The organism is Lachnotalea glycerini, assembly GCF_003201285.1.
Taxonomy (GTDB): Bacteria; Bacillota; Clostridia; order Lachnospirales; family Lachnospiraceae; genus Lachnotalea; species Lachnotalea glycerini.
Genome location: NZ_QICS01000016.1, coordinates 51115 through 71535, shown reverse-complemented (window position 1 = coordinate 71535; position 20421 = coordinate 51115). Strand labels below are relative to the sequence as shown.

General features: G+C 34.2%; 17 protein-coding genes. 16 read left to right on the top strand and 1 reads right to left on the bottom strand.

Translation table 11 applies throughout. The features are described 5' to 3' along the window. The 6 genes from C8E03_RS19550 to smpB all read left to right on the top strand — a co-directional run. A partial coding sequence (locus tag C8E03_RS19550; RefSeq protein ID WP_242993660.1) for an ADP-ribosyltransferase occupies positions 1–670 on the top strand: 670 nt, incomplete at its 5' end. An 18-nt stretch (positions 671–688) separates the two neighbouring features. Beyond that, positions 689–1864, top strand: coding sequence for an ADP-ribosylglycohydrolase family protein (locus C8E03_RS19545; protein ID WP_110291899.1), 1176 nt, complete (start codon positions 689–691; stop codon positions 1862–1864). A gap of 1389 nt (positions 1865–3253) precedes the next feature. Next, complete coding sequence (locus C8E03_RS19535) at positions 3254–3691, top strand: tyrosine-type recombinase/integrase (protein WP_110291898.1); 438 nt, start codon at positions 3254–3256, stop codon at positions 3689–3691. Positions 3692–3894: 203 nt separating this feature from the next. Next, entirely contained in the window at positions 3895–4134 is a 240-nt protein-coding gene (gene secG / locus C8E03_RS19530; RefSeq protein ID WP_094375776.1) for a preprotein translocase subunit SecG, read from the top strand. A 321-nt stretch (positions 4135–4455) separates the two neighbouring features. Further along, positions 4456–6612 (top strand): ribonuclease R, encoded by a 2157-nt coding sequence (gene rnr, locus C8E03_RS19525; RefSeq protein ID WP_094375775.1) that lies wholly within the window; start codon positions 4456–4458, stop codon positions 6610–6612. A 6-nt stretch (positions 6613–6618) separates the two neighbouring features. After that, positions 6619–7086, top strand: coding sequence for an SsrA-binding protein SmpB (gene smpB, locus C8E03_RS19520; RefSeq protein WP_094375774.1), 468 nt, complete (start codon positions 6619–6621; stop codon positions 7084–7086). A gap of 110 nt (positions 7087–7196) precedes the next feature. Here smpB and C8E03_RS19515 read toward each other — a convergent pair whose 3' ends face one another. Next, positions 7197–7787 (bottom strand): hypothetical protein, encoded by a 591-nt coding sequence (locus tag C8E03_RS19515; RefSeq protein WP_110291897.1) that lies wholly within the window; start codon positions 7785–7787, stop codon positions 7197–7199. A 473-nt stretch (positions 7788–8260) separates the two neighbouring features. On the opposite strand from C8E03_RS19515, the gene C8E03_RS19510 reads away from it, so the two are divergent. The 10 genes from C8E03_RS19510 to C8E03_RS19465 all read left to right on the top strand — a co-directional run bounded on the left by C8E03_RS19510 (position 8261) and on the right by C8E03_RS19465 (position 20362). Then, the gene (locus C8E03_RS19510; RefSeq protein WP_094375772.1) at positions 8261–8917 is read left to right on the top strand and encodes a GntR family transcriptional regulator; all 657 of its coding nucleotides are present in this window, start codon (positions 8261–8263) and stop codon (positions 8915–8917) included. A gap of 253 nt (positions 8918–9170) precedes the next feature. After that, positions 9171–10454, top strand: coding sequence for a nickel pincer cofactor-dependent isomerase, group 22 (locus tag C8E03_RS19505; protein ID WP_110291896.1), 1284 nt, complete (start codon positions 9171–9173; stop codon positions 10452–10454). Between the two features lie 28 nt (positions 10455–10482). Beyond that, positions 10483–11535 (top strand): zinc-binding alcohol dehydrogenase family protein, encoded by a 1053-nt coding sequence (locus C8E03_RS19500; RefSeq protein WP_094375770.1) that lies wholly within the window; start codon positions 10483–10485, stop codon positions 11533–11535. Positions 11536–11633: 98 nt separating this feature from the next. Next, on the top strand, positions 11634–13121 hold the full coding sequence (locus C8E03_RS19495) for a tagaturonate reductase (protein WP_110291895.1): 1488 nt from the start codon (positions 11634–11636) through the stop codon (positions 13119–13121). A 30-nt stretch (positions 13122–13151) separates the two neighbouring features. Next, positions 13152–14633 (top strand): UxaA family hydrolase, encoded by a 1482-nt coding sequence (locus C8E03_RS19490; RefSeq protein ID WP_110291894.1) that lies wholly within the window; start codon positions 13152–13154, stop codon positions 14631–14633. A gap of 166 nt (positions 14634–14799) precedes the next feature. Beyond that, positions 14800–15819, top strand: coding sequence for a sugar ABC transporter substrate-binding protein (locus C8E03_RS19485; protein WP_094375767.1), 1020 nt, complete (start codon positions 14800–14802; stop codon positions 15817–15819). Positions 15820–15899: 80 nt separating this feature from the next. Then, positions 15900–16904, top strand: coding sequence for an ABC transporter permease (locus tag C8E03_RS19480; protein ID WP_094375766.1), 1005 nt, complete (start codon positions 15900–15902; stop codon positions 16902–16904). After that, positions 16904–18424 carry a sugar ABC transporter ATP-binding protein gene (locus C8E03_RS19475; RefSeq protein ID WP_094375765.1) on the top strand — a complete coding sequence of 507 codons (1521 nt, stop codon included), beginning with the start codon at positions 16904–16906 and terminating at the stop codon, positions 18422–18424. Before C8E03_RS19480 ends, C8E03_RS19475 begins: the two co-directional genes overlap by 1 nt. Further along, positions 18414–19448 (top strand): ABC transporter permease, encoded by a 1035-nt coding sequence (locus C8E03_RS19470; protein WP_094375764.1) that lies wholly within the window; start codon positions 18414–18416, stop codon positions 19446–19448. Before C8E03_RS19475 ends, C8E03_RS19470 begins: the two co-directional genes overlap by 11 nt. Continuing rightward, positions 19445–20362: an amidohydrolase family protein gene (locus C8E03_RS19465; RefSeq protein WP_110291893.1), complete on the top strand. Its 918-nt coding sequence runs from the start codon at positions 19445–19447 to the stop codon at positions 20360–20362. The genes C8E03_RS19470 and C8E03_RS19465 overlap by 4 nt, the downstream gene beginning before the upstream one ends. The last annotated feature ends 59 nt before the right edge of the window (positions 20363–20421 follow it).

Here is a 20421-nt window from a genome sequence, read left to right as displayed (position 1 = left end):
ACTAGCCACAATGACAGGAGCGGCAGTAGGAATGCTGACATACGGAGGAATGACCAAGTATGACAGTGTGAAAAATGTGAGTGGATACTATAAGAAATCAGAATATCAAACCGTATTGAGTAAAGTGGTTGACAAAGATTTGGCTGAGACTGGGATTAAGGGTGGGAGTAAGACTATAAGTACTTTGGGAGATTTATCACAGGAACAGATTAATGCAATAGTAAAGTATACTGGTGACGATTATGCAAATATAAATAATTCCCTACGTGGACTGGAAACGGTAACACCTGAAAATCAGGCAACTATTAATGTGATGAAATCAGCCCTAGATAATGCTTCATTGCCAGAAGATATGGTTTTATATCGGGGAACCTCTACAGAGGAATTGGGAAATTTAAAGAATTTAGCACCCGAAGAATTAGTTGGAGAAAAATTTGTGGAATCTGGATTTACGAGTACATCAATAGATAGTGCTGTAGCAAGTGGAACATTTTCAGGAAATCTGCAAATTACAAATGATGCACCTAGTGGTGCACATGCATTGGATATATCTTTTGTTAGCCAATATTCAAATGAAGCTGAGATTTTATTTAATGCAGGACAAGAAATGCTGATTACTTCGGCAGAAAGCAAAAAAGGAATTTTATACATAACAGTAATCGCTGAATAAAAGGAGAAAATTGAAGGTATGGGAAAAAAACAATTGACATTAGTTGAAAGATGGGAATTAGATATAAAAGCGTATGAGAAAGGTGTAAATGTAAAAACTTCTACTCCTCAGTGTAAAAAATGTCGATATTTTATAAAAAAAAATGCATTACATTGCGATATTTATATAAATGAAAAAAAACCAAGGGATGTAATGTTTTGCCATAAGGAATGCCTTTCTTTTAATAGTAATAATATTTTAGATATTGGTGTTTTAAATGAATATGACAACCGATTATATGGTGGAATATTTGGATTTTGTATTGGTGACATGTTGGGGGTGCCAGTAGAATTTTCAACAAGAGAGGAGAGAGACAATGATGAAGTAAAGGAGTTAAGGGCATATGGAACCTATCATCAACCATTTGGCGCATGGTCGGATGATACTTCGATGATGTTATGTTTAATAGATGCTTTTAATTATGGATTTTCTATGGATAAATTAGCTGAAAATTTTGTCAGTTATTATAAAGATGGTAAATTCACTCCAAATGGTGTGATGTTTGATATCGGAATTTCTACCCAGAATGCAATAGAAAAAATTATCCATGGAATTGAGCCTGTTAAATGTGGTGGAAGTTCAGAAATGGATAATGGAAATGGTTCACTAATGAGAATATTACCTCTTGCATATTTGGAAAATAAATATGATGAAGAGCAGATTGTTAAATTAGTGGAAAATGTTTCTTCAATAACTCATTCACATGATAGGTCAAAACTTGCATGTATTCTTTATGTAGAATTGGCTTCACAACTTATTCAGGGTAAAGAAAAATTAGAGGCTTATGAAGAGACTATAGAGTTAATAAGAAAGAAATGTAATGAAGTATATTCTAACGAGTTTAAAAATTTTGAAAAAATTTTGAATAAAAATGTTATTAATTTTAGGCGGGAGGAAATAAAATCAACAGGCTATGTTATAGATACATTGGAAGCCGTTTTATGGTTATTTTTCAATAAAAATTCATATGAAGAAATGGTTCTTGGAGCAGTAAATTTAGGAGGAGATACTGATACGATTGCTGCTATTGTTGGAGGCCTTTCAGGAATATATTATGGTTTTAACTCAATACCTGACAGATGGGTGCAAAATGTTGAAAGAAAAAAAGAAATAATGGAAATGATTAGCTGTTTCTTTAAAATAATTAATGATTAATTATATTACTTTAACTATGGTTATACTTTAGGACTTCCAACTCCTTAAATTTCAGTCTCTAAAATTTATTAATATCGGAGTCTCGCGAAGCGACAACAGGAGATATTAATAAATAGATTAATGATTAGAGGCTTGAGCAAAAAATCCCACATTAGGTATACCATAGGTAAAATGAATTTAAAACGTTCAGATAGATGCACTTTTTTCAGAGATGAAAAGGGTGCATTTTTTACCACATAAGATTGAGTATTAAAGTGAGAAATTTATCTTTAGTATACGTAAGTTATAAAATATCCGTATTACAAAATTATCCCATCGAATTGCTTATCTGAGTAATGTTTGTTAGAAATCATAAGTTCGGTATCTTCTTTTAGATGTATTTTATTAAAGTAGAAGCCATTGCCCATAAAAAATATGCCAAGTTTCATTTTCGTAATCTTTTTTTATCGGTAGCTGACTTGGATTTATCTGATTTCGGAGCGGAACTTCGGCAATAATATAGAAAGGGGTAGTCAGTATTTTTTAGTAAATCAGCCACTTTTTTATGAAAAGGTTCATAGTGATAAGTTGCTACTGCACATTCCTTTTCTGATCCGATATATGGCACATCTAGTAAAATCAATTTGAAGGAATTCGGATTTAAATATGTGAGGCAATCCATTTGTGCTAAGGTTGCATTTTTTAACTTTAGGTGTGCAGGAAGAAATCGTAAGATTGTAATAAAGATACGGTCAGTTTGCTCAACCATTGCTTTGTCGATGCACTGTTGTAGGAACATTTCATAACAACTGTATCCAGATATCTATGACTTTCAAGATTATTGTATAAACGGATATTTAAGTTAAGGGGAACTATGGGTATTGTAGATGAAAGTAAGAACGTATACTGGATGATAATTGAATTTCAGTAAAAGTTTAGATTGTATCTATAGATATAAAAGATGAAAGCATCGACGAATATAAGTACTTGTGACAGACAGCATAAGCATATTTAGATGCAATAAGGGACCAGTGTTTAAAACTGTCAGATAGATTTGCTCAATCGAAGTATTACAGCCAACATGCCATATCTTGAAGTGGGTAATGGGGAAACATTTCAGACCTTCAGTAGCAGAGCATCTTAATACCTTGGTATTTTATGTGTGGGGTGCAAACTACTTCCAGTCTTGTCTTAAAATGCCACGTTTGGCGAATTATGCGGTTGTTCTATAGTTCCTATTCGTACTGAATTAGGAACTATGGCTTGAAATGGTTCAACACTTGCAGTGGAATCGGATTTATGGAACTAGATGGGCATGAATTTAGGAACTTAGCAGGTTTTATAGGGTTTGCCAGTCTGCCGTGTGTTTTGCGAAACTGTTAGACTGTAAGAGGATTGGAGTTGATTGTTATGAATAAACGTACAAAAGCATTAGATGAGGAAACCTATAAGTGGATTCTATCAGTCATGAGAGAAGGTTTCACCTATCATGGGGTAGATTATAGAGCAAATGAGCGGATTGCTACCGTGTTGATTTTGGAGTATAATCTTGGATTGCGTGTTGGTGATATTTTAAATCTTACCGTAGATTCTTTTGTAAAAGATTGTAGTAGGTATCGCCTTGATATTTATGAACAGAAAATGGGCAAATACAGAAATTTCAATGTACCAGATGAAGTGTATCAGTTCATTCGTGATTATGCATATGAACATAATATTTCGCCAAAATCGAAATTGTTTCTAATCACAGAACGGGCAGTACTAAAGCATTTGAAAGTGGTATGTGAGTTTCTTAAATTAACTGGTATAGGCAGCCATTCTTTCCGTAAGGTATTGATTAATAGTTAAAGTAAAAAATCAATATAAATCGGAAAATGTTATTAATGTAAAAGATTTGTAGTGAACTTTGAACCATGAAAGCAGAAGATGGAATAGAACGAATAAATAAGACATTAGTTTTGTTGAGATAAATAGAAATATTATAAATTAATGATTGAAAAAATTAATTTCATATGGTAGAATATGTACATTGGCTATAGGAGGTGTTAACTATGGATATTTTAAGAATCGTTCTTACAATTATATTTGTTATAAATTGTATTGTTTTAACAATAATAGTCTTAATGCAGGAAGGAAAATCGGCAGGACTTGGAGCTATCGGCGGCGGTTCGACTGATACATTTTGGAGTAAAAATAAGGGGCGTTCTATGGAAGGTGCTCTTGAAAAATCAACTAAATTTTCAGCAATTCTGTTTTTGGTATTAGCAGCTGTATTAAATATTAATTTTTAAGATTAGTAGAGAATGAATTTTTAAGATTAGTAGAGAATGAATTTTTATTGAGAAAATAAGTATGTATCAGGATGATAAACACTCTTGTAAAAGGGTGTTTTTTCTATCTGTACGAAATAAAAGATTAGGTGTATTTTGTTTTTTTATTAATTGTACTACTATATTGGAATAGTATGGTATAATAATTAAAACAATAATATAAATTAATATTTTTACAACAAATCAGTTGTAATGTATCATTATAAGTTTAAGAATGCTTTAATTTACATACTATATGGATAGATACAATTGGTATTGCTACGAGATAAGGAGTTGGAGAATATGGAGAAAGAATTACTGGAAGAGCGTAAAAAAGTAATATATGAATTGATTTGCGATGAATTATATATACCAATGAAAATGAAAGAAATTGCAGTGTTGCTTCAGGTACCGAAGGAAGAAAGAGAAGATTTAAAAATTGTGCTTGATGAATTAATTTCAGATGGTAAAATTGAAGTTTCTAAAAAGGGCAAGTTTTCAAAAGCAGAGGGCAAATTTTTAATAGGAACCTATACCGGACATCAAAAGGGCTTTGGTTTTGTAACAGTAGAAGGAATGGAAGAGGATATTTATATTCCTGAAAATGCTACAAACGGGGCGCTTCATAAGGATGAGGTTCAGGTTGTTTTAACAGATGGCAAGGGCGGTAAACGTCAGGAAGGAGCCATCACCAAAATCATATCCCATGGAATGAATGAAGTAATAGGTACCTTTCAAAAAAATAAAAATTTTGGTTTTGTAGTAACGGATAATGTCCGGTTTGCAAAAGATATTTTTATACCACTTGAGCGTTCTAAGGGTGCAATCACAGGGCATAAGGTGGTCGTGGTGATTACAGATTACGGCAGTAATACTAAAAAGCCAGAGGGAAAGGTAAAAGAAATTATCGGACATATAAATGACCCCGGAACAGATATCATGTCAATAGTAAAGGGTTATGATTTGCCTGTAGAATTTCCAGAACGGGTGATGAATCAAGTTGAAAGTGTATCCAATGAAGTATCAGGCGCAGATATGGCAGGAAGAATGGATCTTAGAGATTGGCAGACTGTGACGATTGACGGTGAGGATGCAAAAGACTTAGATGATGCCATTACAATTACAAAAGACGGTGCAAATTATAAATTAGGAGTTCATATCGCAGACGTTACGAATTATGTACAGGAAAAAAGTGCCTTGGATGTAGAAGCGTTAAAAAGGGGCACTAGTGTTTATTTAGTAGATCGTGTTATTCCAATGCTTCCCCATAAATTATCAAATGGAATATGTTCTCTCAATGCCGGGTGTGATCGTCTGGCACTAAGCTGCATTATGACTGTTGATTCAAAAGGTAATATCATTGATCATAAAATTGCAGAGACTGTTATCAATGTAGATAGAAGAATGACCTATACCAGCGTAAAGAAGATACTTGAGGATAAGGATGTAGCTGAAATAGAAGAGTATAAGGAATTGGTTCCTATGTTTGAATTAATGCAGGAGCTGGCACAAATACTTCGTGAAAAAAGAAGAAAAAGAGGCTCAATCGACTTTGATTTTCCAGAATCCAAGATTATTTTGGATAAACTGGGAAAGCCTTTGGAAATTAAGCCTTATGAGAGAAACGTAGCAACGAAAATTATTGAGGATTTTATGTTGGCTGCAAATGAGACGGTTGCTCAGGATTATTTCTGGCAGGAGATGCCTTTTGTATATCGTGTTCATGATAACCCAGCTCCTGAGAAAATTCAGAAATTAGCAATGTTTATCACAAACTTTGGTTACGGCATCAAGACAACTCAAGAAGAGATTCACCCGAAAGAATTACAGAAATTATTGCAAAAAATCGAAGATACTCCGGAGGAAGCACTCATTAGCAGACTTACCTTACGTTCTATGAAGCAAGCTAAATATGCAACAGTCAGCACGGGACACTTTGGTCTTGCGGCTCAATATTACTGTCATTTTACTTCACCAATCAGACGTTATCCTGATTTACAGATTCATCGTATCATCAAAGATTGTCTGCGTGGAAGAATGAATGAAAAACGCATTGATCATTATGAGAAAATTTTATCAGAAGTGGCAGCTCAATCAAGTTCAATGGAGAGAAGAGCCGACGAGGCAGAGCGTGAAACAGAAAAGCTGAAAAAGGTAGAATATATGGAGGATCATATCGGTGAGATTTTTGATGGTGTTATTTCCAGTATTACCGGTTGGGGGATGTATGTTGAGCTGCCAAATACCGTTGAAGGTTTAGTTCATATCACTGCTCTTATGGATGACTATTATATTTATGATGAGAATGCATATGAGCTAGTTGGTGAAAAAACAGGAAAGCATTATAAGCTGGGGCAAAAAGTCAAAGTTGAGGTTACAGCAACTGATAAAGTATTAAGAACGATTGATTTTAAAATAGCCCAGGATGAGATAGAAGAAGTAAAAGATCCGGAGGATTAAAAGACAATGCAAAAAGATAGTATTAAACTGATTGCGAACAACAAAAAGGCTAGATTTGACTATTTTATTGAGGACACCTTTGAGGCGGGTATTGCGCTGCATGGAACTGAGGTAAAATCTCTTAGAATGGGAAAAGGAAGTGTAAAGGAAGCTTTTATTCGTATTGAAAATGGAGAGGTATATCTATACAATATGCATATCAGCCCTTATGAAAAAGGAAATATATTTAATAAGGATCCGCTTCGAATCAAAAAGCTTTTACTTCATAAATATGAGATAAATAAAATAGCAGGACAACTAGCGGCAAAAGGATATACAGTTGTTCCACTTCAGGTATATTTAAAAGGAAGTCTTGTTAAGGTTCAAATTGGTCTTGCAAGAGGTAAAAAGCTGTATGATAAACGTCAGGATATTGCAAAGAAAGATCAAAGACGTGAGGCTGAAAAGGATTTTAAGGTAAAGAATTTATATTAAACGAGAAAGTTCTATGACGAATAAATTAGTAGTGGTTATTTTGCTACGAAGATTGAATTCAATACTATTTCAATCCTCGTAGCAAAATTATTTGTATACCTTGACTTTTTTTACAATAGTTGTACATGAAAAGCTGTAGTTTGTGGAGGAATACTGGCGGTTTGAAAGTTAGCGTGAGTTACTCTTACCATCTGTCCGGGACGAAGAGAGCGAAGACTAACAGGATTTCCATTTCTATCGCTTATCGTAGTGGAATTGGATAGCGCAAACCTTATTTGGCTGTTGATGTTATTAGGATTTCCAGTATATAAGAAATTATTGTTGACATCCACCATGGCTATTCGATCAGTAGTTACACTCACTGATGATTTAAGTTCTCTTCGAGCTACTATCAAAAACGCGCTAGATTGCGGAGGTATACTTCTAGTCATAATTGGTGAAAATAAAGAATCTATCCACATTCCTTTACGAATGTCACATAAACACATAGATAAACCAAATGAGTTTAGAATTACTGTATTTCTACCGATATTTAATCTTAGAAGTTGGATGGATGTCATTCCTTTTGGTTTAAGAACAGCGTAGGAAACCAGCAAATAACCGGTTGCCCTATTTGGTGCAGAAACCTCTTCTACAAGGGCATTATCAATGCGCATAATGTTACCTTGTTGGGAGATTGTACCCCTGTTATCATTATTCATAATTAACCTCTTAATAGCATGTGATTTATGATTCTATTATATGATTAATGTTTAAAAAGTTGCTATATGCAAGGTTTGATTATGATGCCACACTTATAGGTGGTGAACTGCACATGTATTAATCACTTATAAAGACAATTTTAATTTAATTGATTTCTATTATCCTTTTGAAGAATTGATAAATGCCAAAATATGCTTGTTATTAAAATAGGTGTATGTTAAAATACAGTTGAGAATTAACAGAAGTAGCAAGATAGCACACAGCGCCGAAAGTTTTTAGATACCTTAAGTTTGACAAGTGATGTTAATTTATTAGTCAAGATTTTATTAAATATTTAGCAATATTTGGGGAGTACATTATGTGAGGTGATACATTGTTTCTATTATACTTTGAAACTTGTTAACTATAAAGTCTTTGTAAATGCTAATATTTTATCTTGACAGCTGACCCATTATATGGAAAGGGAAATGTCATGAAAAATGAAACATTAAAGCAACAAGCTTATAATATAATAAAAGAAAAAATTATTAATTGTGATTATCCTCCTAATATGGTTTTGAGTGAAGAAAAGTTAAGGGAAGAAATTGCTGCTAGCCGAACTCCTATTCGTGATGCGCTGAGTCGGCTTGAGAGTGAAAATTTGGTTAAAATATTACCTAAAAAAGGAATTATCGTTTCACCATTGTCAATACGTGATATTAATATGATACACGAAGCTAGAATTTTAATTGAACCATTTGCAATTAATAAGTATGGATATAAGATACCAATTGAAAAATTTCAAGAATATTTGAAATTTTTTCGAAAAGAATCTTTGGATATTAAAGATTATAATCTTATGTATGAGTATGATAACCGATTGCACCAAGATTTTATTGATGCAACTGACAATGATTATATTATCAGTACATATGAACGGATTTTTAGTCAAATTCGAAGATTAAGAATATTTTCAGGCGTAAAAGAGAAGAATCGATTACATGAAACGCAACAAGAACATTGTAGAATTATAATGTTTTGCCTTAGTGAAGATTGGGAGAAAGCAGCAGAAGTAATGAAAGAGCATTTGAATTATTCAAAAAAGGCATCATTAGAAGCAGCTCTTAAAGATGAGGGTTTAGAGATTTGAAAATAAGAATTGTTGAATAGTAACAGTTCTAAAGACGAAAAAGAAGTCTTTAGAACTGTTTTTTTGTTATATTGTTACAAAAAATACAAAAAAATAAAAATAATATTGACTTATCTGTGAGTTGGTGTAATATATACGTATACAACGTTGTATACATCAAATGATACAACATGCAATATGACGAATTAATTAGCTGTTTTACGTCAAATATAACAAAAGAAACTTCAATAGAGCTGTAATGAAAGGAGATAAAATGCGAAAAAGGCCATTTGTAGCTAATTTGGTAAACGATACCAAAATACCAAAGATGTTTAAGGTAAGGCAGGTATTTCCTAGGCCTAAAATAGATGTGGAAGAGATTCCATTACTTATTGAAAAATTACTGTCAGAAGAAAAGTTTACAAAACAGGTTCATCCAGGTATGAGAATAGCCATTACAGCTGGATCAAGAGGAATTGCTAATGTTGCACTAACTACAAAATGTTTGGTTGATTTTGTGAAATCAAGAGGCGCAGTTCCATTTGTGGTACCGGCTATGGGAAGTCATGGAGGTGCTACTGCAAAGGGTCAACGACAAATTTTAGAAGGATATGGAATTACAAAACAGTATATTGGATGTCCCATCATTTCATCTATGGAAGTAAAAAAAATCGGATTAAATGCGGAAGGCAGCGAGGTATATATCGATAAAAATGCAGCTGAAGCCGATGGCATCATTTTAGGATGTAGAGTAAAACCACACACGGCTTTTAGAGGTCGTTACGAAAGTGGAATTATGAAGATGATGACAATAGGTCTTGGAAAGCAACAGGGTGCAGAGGTTTGTCATGAGGCCGGATTTAAAAATATGGCTAAAAATATTCCTTTGTTTGGTAAAGCTATCATAGAACATGCTCCCATTCTGTTTGCAGTTCCGACAATAGAGAATGCTTTTGATGAAACTTGTAAAATTGTTGCAATTAATTCAGATGAAATAGAGGAAAAAGAACCTGAATTATTAAAAGAGGCATTTTCTTATATGCCAAAGATTTTAGTGGATTCTTGTGATGTTTTAATTGTAGATCAGATTGGCAAAAACTTTAGCGGTGATGGGATGGATCCTAACATTACAGGTACTTTTTGTACACCGTATGCAAATGGAGGAATCAAGTCTCAAAGAGTAGCAGTTTTGGATTTAAGTCCTGAAACACATGGAAATGGTATTGGACTAGGGTATGCTAGTGCGACAACAGAGCGAGTGTATCAGCAGCTAGATCTTGCATCGATGTATCCAAATGCCATAACATGCACGGTTCTAGGTGGTGTCAAAATTCCGATTATCATGGAAAGTGATAAAGAAGCTATTCAGGTTTGTATTCGAACTTGTAATGAAATTGACAAACAGAATCCAAGAATCGTCCGAATATCCAATAGCTTACACATTGAGCATATTATGTTGTCAGAGTCATATTGGGATGAAATCAAGGATATTCCGAATTTAGTAATAGAATCAGAGCCACAGTATTTATCTTTTGATTATGACGGAAATTTATGGTAACAACGACAAAAAATTGGGAGGAATTAGAATGAAGGCAATATATATTAGTGAGCCAAAGAAAGTAGAAATTCGTGACATTGAAATGCCAATCAGAAAGAAAGGAGAAGCGCTATTAAAAATATTATATGGTGGAATTTGTGGCAGTGATTTAAGTTCTTATAGAGGGACGTTTGCATATTTTGACTATCCAAGAATTCCTGGTCATGAATTTAGTGCTGAAATAGTAGAAATAGAAGAAAATGAGAAAGGGTTAAAATCAGGTATGGTAGTTACCTGCAATCCTTACTTTAATTGTGGAAAATGTTATAGCTGTGAAAGAGGATTTGTAAATGCATGTATGGATAATCAGACTATGGGGTGCCAAAAGGATGGAGCATTTTGTGAATATATTACAATGCCGATAGAGCGTATTTATGATGGAAAGGGTCTATCACCCAAAGTTCTTGCTGCAATTGAGCCATTTTGTATTAGTTATCATGGAGTGCAGCGTGCTGGTGTTAAAAAAGGTGACAAAGTATTAGTCATAGGAGCAGGAACGATTGGAGTATTAGCTGCTACTGCGGCAAAAGCGTTGGGTGGAGAAGTTTATTTAACGGATATTTTAGCACCTAAGCTTGAGTATATTCAAAAGGAATTTAACTTTTCAGGAACTATTTTAAATGACTGTGAAGATACATTTAATCAAGCAGTAAAAGAAATTACCAAAACATCGGATCAAAATGGAAAGGAAGAAGCCTTTGGTTTTGATATTTGTATTGAAGCAGTTGGGCTGCCATCCACATTTCAAAATGCAATTGATGCAGCCGCTTTTGGTGGAAAAGTAGTAGTAATCGGAGTAGGTAAAAAGAATTTAGATTTTAATTATACACTAATTCAAAAGAAAGAGCTAAACGTATTTGGAAGTAGAAATGCGCTAAAGAAAGACTTTTTGGAATTAATAGAGTTAGTAAAAGAAGGAAACGTTGATTTAGAAAAAGTAATCACACACGAGTATTCATTTGCGGATGCACCAAAAGCGTTTCATGATTTTAATATGAACGGATCGGATATGTTGAAAGTAATGATTAATTTTTCAAAATAATTATTATCAATAAGATGTATGATCTACAACGAGAAATATAATTATTTTTTTGAAGAATTAAAACATAACAGGACTAGAGTTTTTAAGGAGGCATTAACATGGATACATTAAATTATAAAGTTTTAGAAAAGACAGGATATGAAGGATATATAAAAAAATCAGCACCAGAAAAAGTATTGCAATTTGGAGAAGGAAATTTCCTACGTGCCTTTGTCGATTACTATTTGGATTGTGCCAATGAGAAAGTGAATTGGAACGGTAAAGTTGCACTTGTTCAACCGATATCTTTGGGGTTAACCGATTTAATTAATGAACAAGAGGGCTTATATACGTTATATCTTAGAGGTAGTGAAAAAGGGAAAAAAATTGACCGTAAGCGAGTTATTTCTGCTGTAAGCAGATGCATAAATGCTTATACAGACTTTCAAAAAGTAATTGAGGCGGCTTGTACCGATGAATTAGAAATTATTGTTTCAAACACAACCGAGGCAGGTATTGTTTATGATCCAGAATGTGAATTTAACCAATGCCCTCCCAGCAGCTTCCCAGCAAAATTAACCAGAATCCTTTATGAAAGATATAAGAAAAATAAGCCAGGCATTATCATATTAAGTTGTGAGCTGATTGATAATAATGGAAAAGAACTACTTAAATGTGTGAATCAGTATATTGATCAATGGAATTTGGAGGAAAAATTTAAAAACTGGATTCAGACAGAAAATATATTCTGTTCTACGCTTGTGGATCGTATTGTTCCTGGTAGGATTAAAGAGGTAAAAGAAATAGAAATGTTAGAAGAAATCAATGGATATCATGATGAATTAATTGATGTTTCAGAATGTTTTGGAGTATGGATTATTGAAGGTCCCAAAGAGTTAGAGGATAGACTACCATTTAAGAAATCCGGACTGAATGTTCATGTGGTGGAAGACGTAGCACCGTATAAAAAAAGAAAAGTTAGAATTCTAAATGGAGCACACACGGGTTTTGTATTGGGAGCGTATCTTTCGGGGCAAGATATTGTAAGAGATTGCATGCATAATAATGTCATTAAATCTTTTATGAATCAAATGCTTTACGAAGAGATAATACCTACTTTATCACTAGATAAAAACGATTTGAAAGAATTTGCGGAAGCAGTAGAAGATCGTTTTAACAATCCTTTTGTAAATCATGAATTAATGAGTATTTCCCTTAATTCTACCTCAAAATGGAAAGCACGAAATATGCCATCATTTTTAGCATATTACAAAAAAGAAGGAAAGTTACCCAAATGCTTAACCATGAGTTTGGCAGCTTATATCGCTTTCTATAGTAATGATATTCAACGAAGAGAAGAGGATGGTTTAATTTGTAAACGTCCAAAAGGAAACGAATATAAAGTGCAAGATGATGCATGGGTACTTGATTTTTATTATGACCATAGAAATGATACTAAGGATCAGTTGGTATACGAGGTGCTCAGTAACAAGCACATGTGGGACACGGACTTGACTGAAATTTCAGGTCTGGAAAAACAAGTTGTGGAAGACTTAACACGGATACATACAATAGGGGCAGAATTGGCATATGCTTCTTGCCTATAACGTTCATTTTTTGATAGGAAGGATATTAGAATGTCAGCAGTGATTCAGATTAAAAAGAATGATAATGTAGTAGTGGCAATTCAAACAATAAAAAAAGATGAGCTAATTGAAATTGGAACGTTTCGTATAAAGGCAATGGAAACCATTCCTCAAGGACATAAGATGGCAATAGAAACCATTAAAAAAGAAGAAAATATTATAAAATATGGATTTTCAATTGGCCATGCAACAGAACACATTTTAGCTGGAACATGGGTTCATACCCACAATATGCAAACCAATCTTTCAGGAGAAAATAAATATACATATGAACCAGATTTAAAAACAATTAAAGTTGTTTCTACGAAATTGTTTCAGGGTTATGAACGAGGAGACAATAAGGTTGGAATTCGAAATGAAATATGGATCATACCAACAGTAGGATGTGTAAACGATATTGCAAAGACTTTAGTGAAAGACAATCAAAACTTAGTCTCAGGCAGCATTGATGGGCTATATACATTTACGCATCCGTTTGGGTGCAGCCAGACGGGAAAAGATCATGCGCAAACAAGAAAATTATTGGCAGCATTGACGCATCATCCCAATGCGGGAGCAGTACTTATTTTAAGCCTTGGCTGCGAAAATCTTACCAAAGAACAGTTTATAAAAGAATTAGGCGACTATGATAAAGAAAGAATAAAATTTCTAACGTGTCAGGATGTAGAAGATGAATTAGAAGCAGGTAAATTATTATTAAAAGAATGCGCTAAATATGCTTCTCAATTTAAACGAACGGATATCCCAATGAGTAAACTGGTAATTGGGATGAAATGTGGGGCATCCGATGGTTTATCTGGAATTACGGCAAACCCTACGGTTGGACGCTTCAGTGATTTTTTGATTGCAGAGGGTGGTAGTACTATTCTTACAGAGGTTCCTGAAATGTTTGGTGCAGAAGATATGCTAATGAATCGTTGCATCAATAAAAATATATTTGATAAAGCAGTCAATATGATTAATGGTTATAAACAGTATTTTACAAACCATAATGAAGTGGTTTATGATAATCCAAGTCCAGGAAATCGACAGGGTGGTATCACAACGTTAGAGGACAAAAGTTGCGGATGTGTTCAAAAAGGTGGAACTGCTCCTGTAATGGATGTAATTGGGTATGGTGATAAAGTAACACAAATGGGTCTTAATCTTTTGTATGGACCAGGAAACGATTTAGTTTCCAGTACCGCATTAACGGCTGCAGGCGCACATATCATATTGTTTACAACGGGAAGAGGGACACCATTTGGTGCTCCAGTACCTACTCTGAAAATTGCTTCTAATTTACAGTTAGCAGAAAAGAAAAAAAGTTGGATAGATTTTAATGCAGGTTCCGTTGCATATGGTGAACCGTTAGATGATGTAGCTCAAAGGCTTTTAACTTTAATTCTTCAAGTGGCAAATGGCAAATTAACGAAAAATGAAGAGAGAGGTTTTCGGGAGATATCTATTTTCAAAGATGGGGTAGTTTTGTAGAAAGTAGATGTTAAATAAATAAATTAGTAATTTATGGAAAATATATATTAACCTAAAGAACTAGTAAAAACTAATATATAATAAAAGTAAATGTTAGCTTTAGTAATTAACATGATGATATAATATGTATCATTATTTTAATAAAAAACAAAAGGAGAAATGTAAAATGAAAAAAATGTTAGCTTTATTTATGGTGGGAATTATGTCAGCAACTCTATATGCAGGTTGCAGTAGTATTAAGACGGATAGTCAGGCAAATGAATCAGAGAGTACAACAGAAGCGGCAACGGGAAAAGATGTTTATACAGAGGAAATTAAGATTGCATTTTTACCAAATGTAATTGGAGATTCTTGTGCAGCAGCTTGGTCAGATGGAATGAAAGAGTACTTGTCAGCATTTTCCAATGTCACATTTGATGTATTTGATGGACAAGCATCCGTAGATACTCAAGTAAAGGTAATGGATGAATTAATCAATCAAAAATACGATGCAATTATTTTACAGGCAACGGATGCATCAGGACTTTCTACTTCAACTGAAAAAGCAGAATCAGCAGGAATTCCAGTTATTACAGTAAATCTTGATGCAGATACTACTCATACAGCACTCGTATCGGCAGTTGATGTGGAAGCGGGACAGGCAATCGCAGATAAAATCGGCGAAAGTTTGAATGGAACGGGTAAAGTTGTAATTATATCAGCAACACCAGGAGCAACAAAGGGAGAAAACATTGACAAGGGATTTAAAGCAGTTATGGAAGAAAAATATCCTAATATTGAAATACTTGATGAGCAGTCTGGTGAATGGTTAACTGAGAATGCGAATACCGTAATGAATGATTATTTAACAAAATATCAAGAAATTGATGCTGTACTATGTCATAATGATGCAATGGCAGAAGGAGCTGCAGAAGCAGTAAAAGCAGCAGGAAGATTAGACCAGATCGCAATATGGGGCGTTGATGGAGAATCAAAAATGCTAGATTACATATCACAAGGATTGTGTACTGGAACGGTTTACACAAACTGTAACAATCAGGGAGCATTGTGTGCACAAATGGCAATGTATGCAGTGGATTCCGGAATAACAGCAAGTTCATTGAGTGAAACACCAGTGATTAAAATGTCTCCAACCATTGTAACACAAGATAATTTAGATAGTATTACAGAAGATATGCGTTGGTAAGTTAAAGGAGATTAAAAGGTGTAAATCCTGTTGGAACAGCCGGATTGTTAAAAAGATATACGAATTAAGGAGGTATACATATGAGACAGGAGAATATACGTCGTTTAATTTCTGTCGTTTCGCTAGTTTTAATGATGCTTATTTTTGGAGTAACTAGCAGCTCATTTTTTACTGTTGGAAATATTTTAAACATCTTAAGAGAATGTGCAATAAGTGGTACGATAGCTGTAGGTGTGGCATTTGTAATTATAACGGCGGGTATTGATTTGTCCACTGGAGCAATCGTAGGATTAGCTAGTATGATATGTGCTAATTTAATGTACTATTATAATTTACCTGCACCAGTAATTATGCTGATTGCAATTGCAACAGGTACATTATGTGGAGGGTTAAATGGGTTTATCGTTACCAAACTCCGAGTACCTGAATTTATAGCTACTTTATCCACACAATATTTGTTTCGTTCTATGGTGTTTGTTTTCGCAATCCGTGAGGCTGGGGTGATTACAAATAAGAAAATAACAAATCCGGGTATTCTTCTTATGGGAGGAAGTGTGAATGGATTTTACCTAGTTACTATGGCATTTTTGTTAATTGCAATCATTGGACAGATCATATTAAAAAAGACGAAATTAGGTGTGTATATATATTCAACTGGAGCAAATAGAAAATCGGCTGAACTTTCTGGAATTAACACAGAAAAAATTAAAATAATAGTATTTACTATAACAGGTTTTTTGTGTGGAATAGCGGCTATTTTTGAAATTGGGCGTGTTGGCAGTGTTACAACAGATTTAGGAGTAAGTCTTGAATTTGAGGTGATCGCAGCAGTTGTAGTTGGTGGATGTGCTTTCTGCGGGGGACGTGGTGATATTTTTGGAACAGTTATAGGTGCAATATTTATGGCCGTATTACAAAATGGTATTTTAAAGTACCATATGCCAACAGCAGCCCAGTTGGTAATAAAAGGTGTTGTTATTGTTATTATGATTATTTTTGATTCTGTATATAATAACATGGTTCAAAAGCGCATACAACAGAAAGCAAAAGATGTAGAAATGAAAATGGCAGGGGGCGAAGCATAATGTCAAATCAAACTTTATTAAAAATGGAAGAAATTGAAAAAAACTTTAATGGCTGCCCCGTATTAAAAAAAGTTAATTTTGAGGTTGAAAGTGGTGAAGTGCATGCCCTTATGGGAGAAAATGGAGCTGGAAAATCAACTTTAATTAAGATATTAACAGGAATTTATCCAAAAGATGGTGGCAGGATCATTTTTGATGGAGAAGAAGTTCATATTAATAATAGATCAGATGCGATAAAACTAGGTATCGGTGTAATTTATCAAGAGCTAAGCTTAATCCCTACTTTAACTGTTGTTCAAAACATTATGTTAGGAAAAGAAAAAGAAAAATTTGGTTTTGTTCAATCGAAAAAGATGAGAGAAGAAGTAATTGAGCTAATTAATAAATACAATTTTGGAATCAAACCAGACGCAATCGTGGAGACGTTGACGATAGCACAAAGGCAAACAGTCGAGATATTAAAAGCGTTAAGTGAAAAATCAAAATTGATTATTATGGATGAGCCAACTGCTTCCTTAAGTTCAAAAGAGTCAGAAGCCCTATTTAAGATTATTGAACAGTTAAAGGAACAAGGAGTCAGCATTATTTATATCTCACATCGTTTGGAAGAAGTTTATCGTCTGTCAGATAGATTAACCGTATTACGAGATGGGGTAAGAGAAGCATTACTCAACAGAGAAGAAATTAATCCTTCCGATGTGATTCGATTAATGATTGGAAAAGATCTTAGTGAATCGACTGCTTCAAACAATTTAAGAGTAGCAAATACACCAGTCAAATTAAAAGTAGTGAATTTAGAGAAGAAAGGTGTTTTTAAGAATATTAGCTTTGAACTTCATGAAGGTGAGATACTTGGCTTTGCTGGTTTAGTTGGAGCAGGAAGAACAGAGGTTATGAGATGCATTTATGGAGCGGATCCTATTGATAGTGGAACTGTGACTTTAGATGGGAAAGAACTACCTAGAAGCATTGGCAAGAATATTGAACTTGGATTTGGTTTAGTACCAGAAGATCGAAGAAATCAGGGATTTACCCCTCTTTTGTCCATTGAAAAAAATGTAGCCTTAACCAATTATGATACGTTAGCAGTTGGCGGATTTGTCAAAGAACAAAAAGAAAAGACACTTGGCAATAAAATGGTAGATGCTTTGGGCATCAGACCCAACAATTCACAAATACCAGTTGGAAATCTTTCGGGCGGTAATCAGCAGAAAGCAGTTTTGGCTAAATGGTTAAGCAGAGATTTAAAAGTACTGATTATTGATGAGCCGACTGCAGGAATTGATGTTGGTGCAAAAGATGAAATATATAAAATTATCGAAAGTATAGCAAAGAATGGGGCATCCGTTATTATGGTTTCTTCCGATTTACAAGAATTACTTAGAGTTTCTCAACGAATTATTGTTATGAGAAAGGGAGAAATATTTACAGAATTTTCAAGTGGAAAAATAACGCAAGAGGATATACTAATGGCTGAATCTGGAATCCTAACGAAGGAGGCTGAAAATAATGAACAGTAAAAAAATTGATTTCAAAAAGATTTTAAGTAAATCTCAAAAATTATGGATTTTATTAATCGTTATGCTTATATTAACCATTCTTCAACCAGGAGTCTTTTTAACAGCCGCAAATATGAAGAGTATCTTGTTATCAATCTCTATTTACGGAATTATGGTATGCGGCACAATTTTTCCTATCTTACTGGGGGGAATTGACCTTTCGGTAGGAGCCGTTGCAGCGGCAGCTGGAGCATTTGCGGTGGTTCAAATTGTAAAAAGCAACTATTCAACTTCAGGCGTTATCATCGGCGTGCTTGGCGGACTTCTATTAGGGGTTTTTGTAGGGTTGATTCATGGGATTATCGTTTCTAAATTTGATGTTCCAGCTTTTTTAATCACGTTAGCTTCGCAAAACATAGTATATGGCGTTGCACAATTATTAACAAAAAACAATGTAATACCTTGTATGGAACCAGCTTCTTTTGCTTTCTTGGGTGGCGGTCGATTATTTGGAATTCCATTTTCCATCATAATTATGCTTACTATAGCTATTATATCGTATGTCTTGTTAAATAAAACGGTATTGGGGCGAAATGTATATGCCGTAGGTGGAAATGCAGAAGCATGCCGATTGTCCGGTGTTAAGAGCAAAAAGATTATTATTCTATCCTATATAACATCAGGATTTACTGCTGCCATGGCAGGAATTGTTCTTGCAAGTATGAATCGTCAGGCAATTGCAAAAGCTGCGCAAGGATATGACAATTACGTTCTTACGGCACTAGTCGTCGGAGGCGCTTCCTTAATGGGAGGTGAAGGAAGCATTATTGGTGCTATATGGGGCGCATTTTTGGTAGGAGTTATTTCAAACGGACTACGACTCATTGGTGTGACATCAGATTATCATGGAATTGTTAAGTGTATTGTTATTGTTGCTGCGGTAGCATTTGATGCTCATATCAGACACAAAAATAGTGGATTGCAAAAAAGTAACTTTTTCTTCAAAAAAGGGAAAAAGTTAGCGAAAGAAGGAGGTTCTCTATGAAAATCATTGACTCCCATGTACATATTTTTGAAACCTTAAGAGGATTTAATGGAAAAGGAGAACTTACACCCATTGGCAAAGGGCAAGCTCGTTGGGCAAATGGAGAAGTTGTTAAAATGATACCACCTGAAATGGGAGAGTTTGCCTTTACTGCAGAAACTTGTTATAATGTTCTAAAGGAAAATGGAGTAGAACGAGCTGTTTTACTCCAAGGAAGTTTTTATGGATTTCAAAATGAATATGTAGCACAAACGGCTTTAGAATACTCAGATATGTTTATTGGTGCGGGAACGTTTGATCCGATGGGATATTATGCGGATGCGATTTATAATCGTTTGACAAATGATTTAAAGATGAAAATTCTTAAATTTGAAACGAGTACAGGCTGTGGATTCATGTCGTATCACAGAGTCTTTGACATTGCAGAGGTATTTATGCCAATTGCTAAAAAATGTACAGAGAATAATCAAACACTTGTGTTGGATATAGGAAGCCCAGGAATGTCTAGCTTTCAGCCAGAATCAATTGCAAAGATTGCAAAAACGTTTCCAGAATTAAGAATTGTAGTGTGCCATCTTCTTGCACCAACCTTAAAAGAAGGAGATGAAGAAGCTTTAAAGAAAAGTTTGAATTTATTAACATCAAATCATATTTATTTTGATCTTGCTGCAATTCCATTTAATGTGCAGCCAGAAGAATACCCCTATCCGACTGGAATTAAGTATATACAGTTTGCTAAAGATATTGTTGGTTATGATAAGCTGCTTTGGGGTACGGATATACCATCGGTTCTAAATAGTTACTCATACCAACAATTAATCAATTATATCATAGACTCTAATTTGTTTACAGAAAAAGAGCTTTCTGCTATTTTGTATGACAATGCATTCAAGGTATATCCGTTTGAAGTTTAAAAAAAACTTGGATAGACAAAAGAATCAGTGTTTGTCTTGAATTAAAGAGGAGAATGAGC